Genomic DNA, 14,168 nt, shown 5'->3' with positions numbered 1-14,168 from the left:
GTTAAGAGGTTATTAGTCGAATTTTTAATTTTACAGAGGGACTAATTCTTAATTTTATACTATATAATTAAAGGAAACAGGCAAATGATTAAAGAAGGCATAAATTTTAAAGAAGCCGGAAAATTTGAAGAAACGCGTTTTGAGAAGATTCATAACGTAATTTTCGAATCATCTCAGGAAGCTTCTGTATTAGTTGCACAGGAAATAGCAAACATAATCCAAAGGAAAGAGGAATTAAATGAACCTTGCGTTTTAGGATTAGCAACAGGGTCTTCGCCGGTAAAAGTTTACGAAGAACTGGTAAGATTACATAAAGAAGAAGGATTAAGTTTTGCTAATGTAGTTACCTTCAATCTGGATGAATATTATCCAATGGATAAAAACAACATTCAGAGTTACTGGTATTTCATGCATGAGCATCTTTTTAATCACGTAGATATTCTTCCTGAAAATATTAATATTCCTGACGGAAACATTAGTAATGAGGATTTACAGCAATACTGTATCGATTATGAAATGAAAATCAAATCATATGGTGGTTTAGATTTTCAGCTTTTAGGAATTGGAAGAACAGGGCATATTGGGTTTAATGAGCCCGGCTCTCATGTTAATTCGGGAACAAGAAGCATTACGCTTGATCACCTGACACGTATTGATGCGGCATCTTCATTTTTAGGAATTGATAATGTACCTAGAAAAGCGATCACAATGGGAATTGGGACTGTAAAAACCGCCAAAAGAATTGTACTTCTTGGATGGGGAATCAGTAAAGCTGAAATTATAAAGAAAACAATAGAAGGCGAAATTTCGTCCCGCGTTCCGGCTACCTACTTACAACAGCATAGCAATACCACATTTGTTTTAGATACAGAAGCTTCATCAGAATTAACGCGAGTAAAAACACCTTGGTTAGTAAAATCAGTAACCTGGACAGAAGAATTAAAACTTAAAGCTGTTGCCTGGTTAAGTGAATTGACTAAAAAACCATTCCTTAAACTTACAGATAAAGATTATAATGATCACGGAATGTCAAGTTTGTTGAGCGATGAGGGAACTGCTTATGATTTAAATATTAAGATGTTCAACAAAATGCAGCAGACCATTACCGGATGGCCTGGAGGAAAGCCAAATTCAGACGATACTTACAGACCGGAACGAGCCACTCCGGAACGAAAGAGAATCATCATTTTTAGCCCGCATCCTGATGATGATGTTATTTCGATGGGAGGTACTTTTGACAGACTGGTAGAACAAGGACATGATGTGCATGTTGCGTACCAGACATCCGGAAACATTGCTGTTTCTAATGAAGAAGCATTAAAGTTTGCTGAAATTTCGATGGCTTTGAATAAAAATTCTTCCGAATCTGAAAATATCATCAGTTTTTTAAAAAATAAAAAAGCGAATGATATAGACTCACTAGAAGTTAGAAAATTAAAAGGACTCATCAGGAGAAGTGAATCCCTGGCAGCTACCCGATATTTAGGTCTGCAGGATTCAAATGTTAACTTCCTTGATTTGCCTTTTTATGAAACAGGTACAGTAAAGAAAAATAATCTGGGAGAAGCTGATATACAAATAATGTGTGATATCATCGAGAGAATAAAACCACATCAGATTTATGCCGCTGGTGATTTGGCAGACCCGCACGGAACCCATAAGGTTTGTCTGGATAGTTTATTTGAGGCTTTAAAAAGACTAAAGCATAAAAGTTTTATGGATGATTGCTGGGTATGGTTATACAGAGGAGCATGGCACGAATGGGAATCTTACCAAATCGAAATGGCGGTTCCAATGAGCCCGGATCAGGTTCTTAAAAAACGTCATGCGATTTTCTATCACCAATCTCAAAAAGACGGCGTAATGTTTCAGGGAGATGACAGTAGGGAATTCTGGGTAAGAGTGGAAGACAGAAACAGGCTGACAGCAGAAAAATATCACGCTTTAGGGCTAGCAGATTATTCGGCTATTGAAGCATTTAAGCGGTATTTCTTTTAGAAAAAAAGTTTTTAAAATAATAAACTATTCATGTGGTTTATTTTGGTTAGTTAGTTGCCAATTATGTTGAAAATGCAGTCATTTATGGCTGCATTTTTTTGTTTAACTCCCAAGAGTAAAAGGTTTTTTTGTTCAATTTTGTTTATTTCAAATGAAAAGAGAAATTACAATAGCTGTCAACAAAAGAGGTTATACGGAATAGCCGGGATTTTACTTTTGAATATAAGTTACTGTTAAGTAGTTAGTTAGTGTTGTTTGGAGACGTTAGTTCGAGTGTTTTTTGCGTAGAGAAGTGCAACAAAAAAAGCATTGAAAACTAATTTACCAACGGGGTATTATTATGCCATTTATGCATGTTTACGCTATTTATATGCATAAATAGTATTATACTTTAACTAAAAAAACTTTGGTAAATTTCAAATCTTGACAAAGTTTTTTTAATAAATAAATTTTAAAATTAAATAGAAGAATTTAATATCCTTTGTTTTACGTGATCGATATAAGATCTTCCAATTACGTATCTAAGTCCTTCAATTTCAATACTGTTTCCTTCAACAGCATCGATCTTATCAATAGCGATAGTATAGGATCTGTGTATCCTCAAAAAATTTCTTTCGGGTAATAAATCGGTAAAGTCGGACAGGGTGCTGTGAATGATGTATTTCCCGGTCAGGGTATTTATTTTCAGGTAATCTTTTAAACTTTCGATTACTAAAATTTCATTGAAGAATATTTTTTTCATTCTCTTCTTGTCGATTTTGACAAAAATAAAAGGACTTTCAGGTGCATTTTCCTGCGGAACATTGTTGTTATTGTTAAGTCGTTTGCTAATCTTGTTCAGGGTTTTCATTAACCTTGGAAATTCGATAGGCTTTACGAGATAATCAAGAACATCTAATTCGTAAGTCTCTATGGCAAACTGACTGTAAGCGCTTGTAATGATAAGTATTGGAGGGTTTTCCAGACTCTTTATAAAATTTATACCATCAAGAACCGGCATGTTAATGTCCAGAAAAATAACATCAACTTTATTGTTTTTTAAAAAATTTAAGCCTTCAATTGGATTGCTAAAAGTGTTTGTTACCTCGAAATTTTCAACAGGTTCCAGATAATTTTTAATAACATTAATTGCCAATGGCTCATCATCTATGATTAAACAATTTATTTTCATTCCTATTTATGTTTTTTTTCGAGAAATAATGTAGTTGTAAAAAAGAGAGAAAATGCTTCTTATACCTTAATCACAAGCTTTACGACAAAAATATCCTTTTTATTTTTAAATGAAAGTTTATAATCATTTTTATTATAACCTAATTCAAGTCTTTTTTTTACATTTTCTAAACCGATACCGCTGGATTTGTTAAAATTATCCTTATGCTTAGTGATTTCGGGCATTGGGTTGGTAATCGTGAAATGTAAAAAATCATCTTTGACCTTAAAATTAATATTGATTACAACAGGCCCTGTATTTTTATTGACACCATGTTTAAAAGCATTTTCAATAAAGGTAAGCAGTATGATAGGACTAATTTCTTTATCATGAATATCTCCTGAAATATACATATTAATTTCTAATCGGTCATCATTTCTAATTCTTTCCAGATCCAGGTAATTTTGAATACATAGTATCTCGTTCTCCAAAGTTTGTTTTTTGCCTTTTGTATCGTAAAGCATGTAACGCATTAATTCAGAAAGTTTGAGGACAATTTTTGGAGTTTTATTTGATTTTTCTACAGATAAAGAATAAATATTATTAAGGGTATTGAAGAAGAAATGCGGAGAAATCTGAGATTTTAAAAACAATAATTCGGTTTCTAATTGAGACTTTTCAAGGTCGGTTACTCTTTTTTGTTCCTTCAGGAAATCGAATGTAATCTTAATAGCAGTAACGAAAGTGATGACATAGAGTTCTCCCATCATCATATCGATAGTGTAATTAAGAGTTAATTTGTCTATAGTTTCTGGTCCTTCCGGCCAGACATTATGTGTTATTAACTGATAAGTGAGATTGAATTTAATAACAACCATTATAAAGATGGTGGATAAAATCGAAAACAGATACAAAAGGTACTTTTTTCGATACACCATATAGGGCATAAAGACTAAAATATTCAGATAACACAAGGTCATGTGAATTGGAAAACCTAATAAGTTTGTCTTTAACGAATAACCGTAATCATTAAAATAACTTCCCCAGCGAAATGTATTAAACAAAAAATAAGTGAGCCAGAATAAGATATGATAATGCAATGGTAGTTTATAAGATTTGCCAGAATTAAGATGCATAGTAATGATATGTTTTTGAGTTTTTTTGATGTTTATCCCCGTTTATATGTCGTCCGTCTAAATTACTCTTTGATGAAAGTTGAATTTGTTTAAATTTAATGTTAAATTAAGATTGTTTTATATGAAGAAATTTACTCTGTTACTTTTGTTTGTAATTATGGCTGCAAGTTGCAAAATAAATATAAACAAAAATCGCTATCAAGAAACACTTTTTTCAGATCATGTTAATCCTTTTATCGGTACAGGAGGGCACGGGCATACTTATCCTGGGGCAACAGTTCCGTTTGGAATGGTACAAGTGAGTCCTGACAATGGTGTTTCAGGCTGGGACTGGTGTTCAGGGTATCATCATTCAGATTCAATAGTCGCAGGTTTTAGCCATCTCCATCTAAGCGGAACAGGTATTGGTGATCTGGCTGACATCTTATTCATGCCGGTCAATAAAAAAGTCGATTTAACAGCAAAAACTACTTCACGCGATCAGTTACCTTATAAATCATCCTATAGTCATGTTAACGAAAAAGCAGCACCTGGCTCTTACCAGCTTTTTCTTGAGGATCCTAAAATCAATGTAGAATTAACGGCATCACAAAGAACCGCCTTCCATAAATATACGTTTGCCAAAAATGACATGCAATCCGTTGTGATGGATCTTGGATTCGCCATTAACTGGGACAAAACCCTGAAAACAGGTATTACAATTGAAGATGAATATACCATAAGCGGGTATCGTTTCAGTACCGGATGGGCAAAAAATCAGAGAGTATTTTTTGTGGTAAAATTTTCAAAACCAATTTCAGAGTCTGTTTTATTAGCTAATAAACAAATTGTTACAGGAAATAAAGCTGATGGAGAGAATACAGCAGCACAATTATTTTTCAATACAAATACTACAGATGAATTATTTGTAAAAGTAGCCTTGTCATCTGTAAGTGTGGCTAATGCCAAAGATAATTTGGACGGAGAAAAATCAACTTTCGAAAAAGCAAAATCTCAGTCATCCGCAATATGGAATACTGCTTTGAGTAAAATTACAGTAGAAACACCTATTGATTCATTAAAGACAATGTTTTATACAGCAATGTATCATTCACAATTAGCACCTGTAACCTATAGTGATAAAAACGGTCAGTTTAGAAAAGAGGACGATCAGATTGTTACAGCAAAAGATTATACCGCTTACTCGACCTTATCACTATGGGATACTTTTAGGGCTGAAAATCCTTTACTTACCTTAGTGGCTCCGGACAAAGTTTCAGATATCATAAACTCAATGTTAGCTTATTATGATACCAAAAAAATATTACCAGTTTGGACTTTATATGCTAACGAAACCAATACAATGACAGGCTATCATTCAATTCCTGTAATTGTTGATGCATACCAAAAAGGCATTAAAGGTTTTGATGCTGAAAAGGCATACGAAGCAATGAAAACCACAATGATGCAGGATGAACGCGGCTTGAACTTCTACAAAAAATACGGCTACATTCCTTATAATTTACTTGATGAATCAGTAACCATTACTTTAGAATATGCTTATGACGATTGGTGTGTGGCCCAAATGGCCAAAGCTTTAGGCAAAAATGATGATTATCAGTTTTTTCTAAAACGTTCTCAGGCTTATCAATATCTCTTTGATTCGAAAACCGGATTTATGAGAGGTAAATCGGAAGATGGAAAAACCTGGAATGAACCTTTTGATCCAAAACATTCCAATCACAGAGAACATACAGATTATACCGAAGGAAACGCCTGGCAACACAGCTGGTTTGTACCACAGGATGTAGAAGATTTTATTTCGCTTCACGGAAGTAATGAAGTTTTTGTAAAACGTTTAGAACAACTGTTTACAGAGAGTTCAGAAATTACAGGAAGCAATGTTTCGGCAGATATTTCAGGATTAATTGGGCAATACGCACACGGAAATGAGCCAAGTCATCATATTGCATATATGTTCAATCATGCCAATCAGCCCTGGAGAACACAATACTGGGTTCGTCACATCTTAGATACACAATACAATACGACGCCAAATGGCTTAAGCGGTAATGAAGACTGCGGGCAAATGTCGGCCTGGTATGTTTTCAGTTCAATGGGACTATATCCAATGAATCCAGCTTCGGGTGAATACGAAATAGGAAGTCCGATTTTCGAAAAAACAACTATAAAACTTGAAGACGGAAAATCGTTTACGATTGAAGCAGAAAATGTTTCAGACAAAAACTTTTACATACAATCAGCAACACTTAATGGTGTTCCATTTAATAAAACAGTAATCACACATCAGCAAATAGTGCAAGGCGGAGTTCTTCATTTTGTAATGGGTGCAGAGCCAAATAAAAGTTGGGGATTAAAATAATAATAAACCGCATAACTAACTAATAAATAAAATTAATGGATATCATTGACGTATCAATCATCGTAGCTTATATTTTCCTCACAGTAGGTATAGGGATTTGGATTTCAAGAAAAGCATCAAAAGGATTAGATGATTATTTCCTTGGCGGAAAAACAATAAAATGGTACCTATTGGGGCTAAGCAACGGATCAGGAATGTTTGATGTTTCAGGAACTTCCTGGATGATTGGGGTTCTGTTTCTATATGGAGTAAAAAGTTTCATGTTTATGTGGCTTTGGCCAATATGGAATCAGATTTTTGTAATGATGTTTCTTGCGGTGTGGATCAGAAGGTCGAAAGTAATGACAGGTTCTGAATGGATTTTAACCCGTTTCGGGAGCGACAGAGCCGGAAAAGCATCGCACATTATTGTGGCTATTTTTGCTATTATTTCGACTATTGGTTTTATCGCTTATTTCTTCGAAGGAATCGGAAAATTTGTAACTATAATTCTTCCTTGGGATTTAACGCTTCATTATGGTGATTTAATTTTATTAACATCCGAGCGTTCTTATGCCTTGTTAATCATTTTTTTAACTACAATTTATACGGTTAAAGGCGGCATGTTCTCTGTAGTCGCAACAGAGGTTGTACAATATTTAATTATGATTATTGCCAGTGTTTTAATTGCGGGTTACGCTTTTATTAACTATACAGATATTCAGATTAATTCGATTATTACTGAGGAATGGAAAAATGTGTTCTTCGGATGGCAGTTTGAAACTCAGTGGAGTGATAAATTTCAGACTTTCAATAATTTGATTGATTCAGAAGGTTACAAAATGTTTGGCGCTTTCATCGGAATGACTTTGTTTAAAGGCTTCTTTGCCAGTATAGCAGGCCCAACCCCAAGTTATGATTTACAAAGAGTACTTTCTACCAAATCGGTAAAAGAAGCGGCTTATATGAGTGGTTTCACGAACTTAATTTTATTCATTCCAAGATATTTATTAATTACAGGAATCGTGGTAATTGCTTTGATAAATTTGGCACCGGAACTGAATGCGAATACAGGATTAACAGGAGCTGATTTAGAATTATTAATGCCAAAAGTGGTCAATTTATATATACCGGTTGGAATTAAAGGTATTTTACTGGCTGGTTTATTGGCGGCGTTTATGTCCGGATTTTCAGCATTTGTAAATGCAGGACCAGCTTATATCGTAAATGATATTTATAAAAAATACTTCAAACCCGTAGCTACAAATGCACATTATATAAAAGTAAGTCAGATTTCTTCTTTTCTGGTTGTTGGTTTAGGCGTTTTTATGGGATTTTTTGCAGATTCAATTAATTCGCTAACCTTGTGGATTACCAGTGCATTATACGGAGGTTACGTAGCGGCCAATTTCTTAAAATGGATTTGGTGGCGTTTTAACGGCTGGGGTTATTTCTGGGGAATGTTCGCCGGATTAATCATTGCTTCTTTACAATTTGCCCTAGGTCAGGCCAAAGGAAGTTTAACAGAAGGATCGTTTTTATATGATTTAGCACAAGTACAAGCCATTTACTTATTTCCATTAATTTTTGGGTTTTCTATTTTAGGATGTCTTTTAGGAACCCTTCTAAGTAAACCTACAGATATGGAAGTTTTGAAATCTTTCTATTCTAACGTAAGACCATGGGGATTCTGGAGTCCGGTTTATAAATTGTTAAAAACAGAAGATCAGACTTTCGAAAAAAACAATGATTTCTGGAGAGATATGCTAAATTGTGCGATCGGGATTATCTGGCAGTCGAGTATGATTTTGCTTCCGGTTTATTTTATTATCAGAGATTATCCAAAAGCAATTATAACTTTATTAATCTTTTTAATAACATTGGTCATTTTAAAATATACATGGTTAGATCAGGTTCGAAAAATTAAGGATTAAATAAAAAATAGCCGAGAATACCACAAATCTAAAGGGGCCCGGGTGTAGTTAAAATTAATTACACCCATAATGGGCAAAAAATGAAGTTTAACAAATAAAAAATAATAAAGTGAATACAATTCCATGGCAGGACAGACCCGAAAACAGTAAAGATGTAATGTGGAGATATGCTGAAAATCCAATTATCGACAGATATGCAATTCCATCATCAAACAGCATTTTTAATAGTGCCGTTGTACCTTTTGGAGATGGTTTTGCAGGTGTTTTCAGATGTGATAACAAAGCGGTGCAAATGAATATTTTTGCCGGATTTAGTAAAAACGGTATCGATTGGGATATCAATCATGAACCAATCGTTATGCAGTCCGGTAATACCGAAATGATTGAGTCTGCTTACAAGTACGATCCGCGTGTAGTTTTTATCGAAGACCGTTACTGGATAACCTGGTGTAATGGGTACAACGGACCCACAATAGGTATTGGATATACGTTTGATTTTAAAGAATTTTTTCAATGTGAAAATGCCTTTTTACCTTTCAACAGAAACGGTGTTTTATTCCCGCAAAAAATAAACGGAAAATACGCCATGTTAAGCCGTCCAAGTGATAACGGACATACCCCTTTTGGAGATATCTGGATTAGTTACAGCCCGGATATGAAATACTGGGGAGAACACAGATTAGTAATGAAACCAACTCCTTTTGAAGACAGTGCCTGGCAGTGTACAAAAGTAGGGGCAGGGCCAATCCCGATTCTTACTGAAGATGGCTGGTTAATGATTTATCACGGCGTTATTAATACCTGTAACGGTTTTCGTTACGCAATGGGATCTGCACTTTTGGATGTTGACGCACCAGATCAGGTAAAATACAGGACACAACCCTATTTATTAGGACCGGCAGAGATTTATGAAATGGTTGGAGACGTGCCAAATGTGGTTTTCCCTTGTGCAGCTTTGCATGATACCGAACAAGATAAATTAACCGTTTATTATGGTGCGGCAGATACAGCTGTAGCTATAGCATTTGGTAAACTAAGTGAAGTAATACAATTTACAAAAGATAATAGTTTATAAAAATGATGCGAATAAAAAGTTGTATTTTATCATTAATTACAGGGTGTTTTACTCTCACTGCTTTTGCGCAGTCAGAAAAAGAAGTAACTCCCAAAAGTTACGTTGCCTTTAAAACGTCAAAAGAAATACTAATCGATGGGGATGAAACCGATTCTGCTTGGGAACAAGCAGCATGGACATCGCCGTTTATTGATATAGAAGGCGTTATAAAACCAAAGTACAATACACAGGTAAAAATGCTTTGGGATGATAAATATTACTATTTGCTCGCAAAAATAGAAGAACCGCATGTATGGGCAAACCTAAAACAGCGTGATACCATTATTTTTTACAACAATGATTTTGAAGTTTTTATAGATCCCGACGGTGATACTGAAAATTATTATGAATTAGAAATAAACGCCTTCAACACCGCCTGGGATTTATTTATAAACAAACCTTACAGAGAAAATAATACGGTTTTAAATGACTGGAATATAGACGGTCTGAAATCTGCTGTAAAAGTAAACGGAACGATCAACAATGCTGCAGATACAGATAAAGGCTGGACATTAGAGATTGCTATTCCGTGGTCAGTTTATAAAAAATCTTATTTTGATGATGTTGTTCCGAAGGATCAATTCTGGAGGGTTAATTTCTCCAGGGTAAACTGGCAGCATGATATCGTCAATGGTAAATATGAGCGCAAAAAAGATAAAGAAGGAAAGTTTCTCCCTGAATATAATTGGGTTTGGTCGCCAATGGGAGTCATCAATATGCATGAGCCCGAAAAATGGGCTTATGTATATTTTTCTTCAAAAGAAGCCGAAGATACCTTTACTATTCCGCAGGAAGAAAAAGTAAAATGGGAGCTCTATACTTTGTACCGTGCTCAAAAAAGATATTTTGAAAAAAACAAAACCTGGTCAAAATCGCTTAAAAATATCACTAAAAAAAATATAATAGTTGAGGGTAAGATTTTAATACCGATATTAGAGAATCATTTATCAGGTTATACTATTGCTATAAAAAGCCCTTTTTCAGGTAAAACCTTGATGGTGAAAGAAGATGGTAAATTTTTAGAGCAAAACACTAATTAGAAAATACATACGAATGATTTATTTTAAACCGCAAAACAGGGCAATAAAATCAGTTTTTTCCATTTTAATGGTCAGTATGTTTTTTGCCTGTACTTCATTAAAAAAAACAGACAACCAATCTAAAGAAGACTTCAAAATAATTGGATATGTTGCCGGATATGAGAAGTTTGACGTAGCTGAAATTGATGCCGCAAAGTTAACACACCTTAATTATGCGTTTGCCAATATTGTCGACGGAAATGTTCAATTTGAACTGGCGACAGATAAGGCTAAAATAGAAAGCATAATGGCTCTTAAAAAGCAAAATCCTGATTTAAAAGTATTGTATTCTATTGGTGGCTGGGTTTGGTCAGATCAGTTTTCAAACATAGCAGCTTATGCTTCATCAAGAGAAAAATTTGCCAAAAGCGCTGTTCATCTAATGAAAACGTATGGTTTTGACGGCATCGATATCGACTGGGAATTTCCCGGACAACGGGCAGAAGATAATGTTTTCAGGCCTTCTGATAAAGAAAATTTTACTTTGTTATTAGGCGAATTACGTGCCCAATTAGAGATTGAAACTAAAGCAGATAATAAGCATTATTTACTCTCTATTGCTGCTGCAACAGATCAGGAATATCTCAATCATACTGATTTAAAAAAAGCACATCAATATCTTGACTTTATAAATCTGATGTGTTACGATTTTTATAACGGTTGGTTTTATCAAACAGGTCATCAAGCTAATTTATATCCTTCAAAAGAAGAAAAATTCGGAGGAAACAGTATCAGTGAGTCCATAGATAAATTTTTAAAACAAGGGGTGCCTTCTAACAAACTTATTCTTGGAATTCCTTTTTACGGAAGGAAATGGGAAAAAGTAACCGCAGAACGTAATGGTTTATACCAATCTGCCCAAACCGGGAGCGCCATTGTACCGTCTTGGGAAATTGCAGAAGAATTAAAATCAGGAAAATTTCAGGAATTCTATGATGATGCTGCAAAAGCTTCGTTTTTATGGAATGCTCAGGATAATATTTTTATTTCTTACGATACACCAAAAGAAATTGTTTTAAAAGCAGCATTTATTAAGCAAAAAAAATTAGGAGGTGCGATGTTTTGGGAATACAGCTTAGACAATAAAAAAGTGCTGTTAAACAAACTGTATGAAAGTGCCGGTACTAAAAACAAATAAAACTAAAAGTGAATATGAAATATATCACATTATTAATGATAGGATATTTTTTTGTATCCTTCAGTAATCCGGAGATTAAAAATAATACAAGTAAAACCGTTTTTGATTTTAGTGTTTGGATTTCAGCCGATGCTAAAAGAACAAATGAATCGTATACTGAGGAGTTTAAAAAGTACAAAGATGGGGGAATTGACGAAGTTTTGATCAATACCAATACAAATCCGAAACTTTTGTCGAGATTAGTCCCTTTGGCTAAAAAAGAAGGTCTAAAAGTACACGCCTGGATTATGGCAATAAACAGACCTGGAGATTCAATTGCATTACAACATCCGGACTGGTATCAGGTTAGTAAAGATGGAAAATCCTGTTTTGATAATCGCCCTTATGTTGATTATTACCAATGGTTATGTCCAACCAGAAAAGAATCAAGAGAACATGTTTTACATTTAGTCGAAGAACTGGCAAAAGTCGAAGGAATCGAAAGCGTCCATTTAGATTATATCCGTTTTCCGGACATTTTTTTACCCATCAGTTTATTGCCAAAATACAATCTGGTTCAGGATGTAGAATTGCCGCAATTCGATTTCTGTTATTGTGACGAATGCGTAAAAGCATTTGAAAAAATCCATCATAAAAACCCAAAAGAAAGCCACAATACTTCTATCGACATGGAGTGGAAAAACTTCAGGCTGAATGCCATAAAAGCAGTGGTTGACGATGCGTATAAAATCGTACACAAACAGAACAAACAATTAACTGCTGCCGTTTTTCCTTATCCGGAGATGGCAGATCACATGGTGCGCCAGCGTTGGGATAAATGGAATATAGATCAGGTTTATCCCATGATTTACCATAGTTTTTATGATGAAGAAATTGACTGGGTCGGGTATGCTACAAAACAAGGTGCCGCTGATTTAGAAGGTAAAAAAACGAAAATCAATACAGGAATCTATATTCCCGGTCTGAAAAACGATGCAGAACTAAAGGAAGCAATTTTGTTAGCCAAACAAAATGGAGCAATCGGAGTTTCTTTTTTTGACGGAAACGCATTGTCTGAAAGTAATTTAAAGACCATCAAAGAAACAAAGGCAAGTTTAAAATAATATTTTCTAAAAAAAAGCAACATGTCAAATAGAAGAGATTTTATAAAAAAAACGGCTTTAGGTGCAGCAGCATTCACTTCAGTTGTAGGTCTTAGTGGATTTGCACAGAAGGAAGAAGAAAAAGAAGGTTTAGTAAAATTCCCTTCAAAAAAAGTAAAAAAGCCAGTGGTAATTTCGACATGGAATCACGGGCTTCCTGCTAATCAGGAAACATGGAAAGAATTAAAATCCGGAAAACCGGCCTTAGATGCTATTGAAGCCGGCCTGAAAATCCCTGAGGCAGATCCAAATATCCGAAGTGTTGGTTATGGTGGATATCCGGATCGTGAAGGCAAAGTGACTCTGGATGCCTGTATTATGGATCATAATAGTAATTGTGGTTCAGTTAGTTTCCTGCAGGGTATTATGCACCCAATTTCAGTAGCAAAAAGAGTGTTGCAAAATACACCTCACGTAATGCTGTCAGGGCAGGGCGCATTGCAATTTGCTTTATCAGAAGGATTTAAAGAAGAAAATTTACTGACTCCTGAGTCTGAAAAAGACTGGAAAAAATGGCTTGAAGAATCCAAATACAAGCCCGTCATAAATATAGAAAATCACGATACCATAAGCATGCTAATGTTGGATAAAGACGGTAATCTTGCGGGAGGATGTACTACCAGTGGTGCTGCCTGGAAGATGCATGGTCGCGTCGGTGACTCCCCAATCATCGGCGCGGGTCTTTTTCTGGATAACGAAGTGGGTGCAGCAGCAGCAACCGGTTTAGGAGAAGCCGTGATCAGAACAGCAGGAAGCGCTATGGTGGTCGAATTAATGCGCCAGGGAAAATCGCCTTATGAGGCCTGTAAAGAAATCACAGAACGCATTTACAACAAACATAAAAACCACAAAGACATGGAATATCTGCAGGTTGGTTTTATTGCCCTGAATAAAAACGGAGAACATGCCGGTTACAGTTTACGATCCGGATTTAATTACGCCGTTTCTGATGATGAAAAAGGGCATAGGATGGAAGATGCCAAATTTAAAATGTCCTGGGATAAATAGCTATACTTGAACTTTGTCTAATTTGGATTAATCATATACTTAGGCTTACATAACAATAGATGTCTGGATGAGTATGCCCACCTTTTTTAGTTTTTAGAAATTATGATTTATGTGTTTCAAAGATAAGC

Annotated in this window: 10 protein-coding genes; 8 read left to right on the top strand and 2 right to left on the bottom strand. The window is 35.0% G+C overall.

Going from position 1 to position 14,168, the window contains the following annotated elements; genetic code table 11:
- Window positions 1-84 precede the first annotated feature (84 nt).
- Complete coding sequence (gene nagB, locus DMB65_RS19105) at window positions 85-1,998, top strand: glucosamine-6-phosphate deaminase (RefSeq protein WP_110308232.1); 1,914 nt, start codon at window positions 85-87, stop codon at window positions 1,996-1,998.
- Between the two features lie 457 nt (window positions 1,999-2,455).
- Here the strand turns inward: nagB and DMB65_RS19100 are convergent, their stop codons facing one another.
- Together DMB65_RS19100 and DMB65_RS19095 are read right to left on the bottom strand one after the other, a co-directional pair.
- Entirely contained in the window at window positions 2,456-3,169 is a 714-nt protein-coding gene (locus DMB65_RS19100; RefSeq protein ID WP_110308231.1) for a LytR/AlgR family response regulator transcription factor, read from the bottom strand.
- Window positions 3,170-3,228: 59 nt separating this feature from the next.
- Complete coding sequence (locus tag DMB65_RS19095; protein ID WP_110308230.1) at window positions 3,229-4,284, bottom strand: sensor histidine kinase; 1,056 nt, start codon at window positions 4,282-4,284, stop codon at window positions 3,229-3,231.
- A 121-nt stretch (window positions 4,285-4,405) separates the two neighbouring features.
- Between DMB65_RS19095 and DMB65_RS19090 the strand changes: the two genes are divergently transcribed.
- The 7 genes from DMB65_RS19090 to DMB65_RS19060 all read left to right on the top strand — a co-directional run bounded on the left by DMB65_RS19090 (window position 4,406) and on the right by DMB65_RS19060 (window position 14,040).
- A complete protein-coding gene (locus DMB65_RS19090; RefSeq protein WP_110308229.1) occupies window positions 4,406-6,646 on the top strand; it encodes a GH92 family glycosyl hydrolase in 2,241 nt (746 codons plus the stop codon).
- Window positions 6,647-6,681: 35 nt separating this feature from the next.
- Window positions 6,682-8,559, top strand: coding sequence for a sodium:solute symporter family protein (locus DMB65_RS19085; RefSeq protein WP_110308228.1), 1,878 nt, complete (start codon window positions 6,682-6,684; stop codon window positions 8,557-8,559).
- Between the two features lie 109 nt (window positions 8,560-8,668).
- A complete protein-coding gene (locus DMB65_RS19080; RefSeq protein ID WP_110308227.1) occupies window positions 8,669-9,634 on the top strand; it encodes a glycoside hydrolase family 130 protein in 966 nt (321 codons plus the stop codon).
- A 5-nt stretch (window positions 9,635-9,639) separates the two neighbouring features.
- Window positions 9,640-10,713 carry a carbohydrate-binding family 9-like protein gene (locus DMB65_RS19075; RefSeq protein ID WP_110308255.1) on the top strand — a complete coding sequence of 358 codons (1,074 nt, stop codon included), beginning with the start codon at window positions 9,640-9,642 and terminating at the stop codon, window positions 10,711-10,713.
- A 13-nt stretch (window positions 10,714-10,726) separates the two neighbouring features.
- Window positions 10,727-11,890: a glycoside hydrolase family 18 protein gene (locus DMB65_RS19070; RefSeq protein ID WP_110308226.1), complete on the top strand. Its 1,164-nt coding sequence runs from the start codon at window positions 10,727-10,729 to the stop codon at window positions 11,888-11,890.
- Between the two features lie 14 nt (window positions 11,891-11,904).
- The gene (locus DMB65_RS19065; protein ID WP_230470723.1) at window positions 11,905-12,993 is read left to right on the top strand and encodes a putative glycoside hydrolase; all 1,089 of its coding nucleotides are present in this window, start codon (window positions 11,905-11,907) and stop codon (window positions 12,991-12,993) included.
- Window positions 12,994-13,014: 21 nt separating this feature from the next.
- On the top strand, window positions 13,015-14,040 hold the full coding sequence (locus DMB65_RS19060; RefSeq protein ID WP_110308225.1) for an isoaspartyl peptidase/L-asparaginase family protein: 1,026 nt from the start codon (window positions 13,015-13,017) through the stop codon (window positions 14,038-14,040).
- The last annotated feature ends 128 nt before the right edge of the window (window positions 14,041-14,168 follow it).

The organism is Flavobacterium cheongpyeongense (assembly GCF_003202435.1).
Taxonomy (GTDB): Bacteria; Bacteroidota; Bacteroidia; order Flavobacteriales; family Flavobacteriaceae; genus Flavobacterium; species Flavobacterium cheongpyeongense.
The sequence above is the reverse complement of the archived record's forward strand: the minus strand, read 5'-3'. Positions and strand labels throughout refer to the sequence as shown.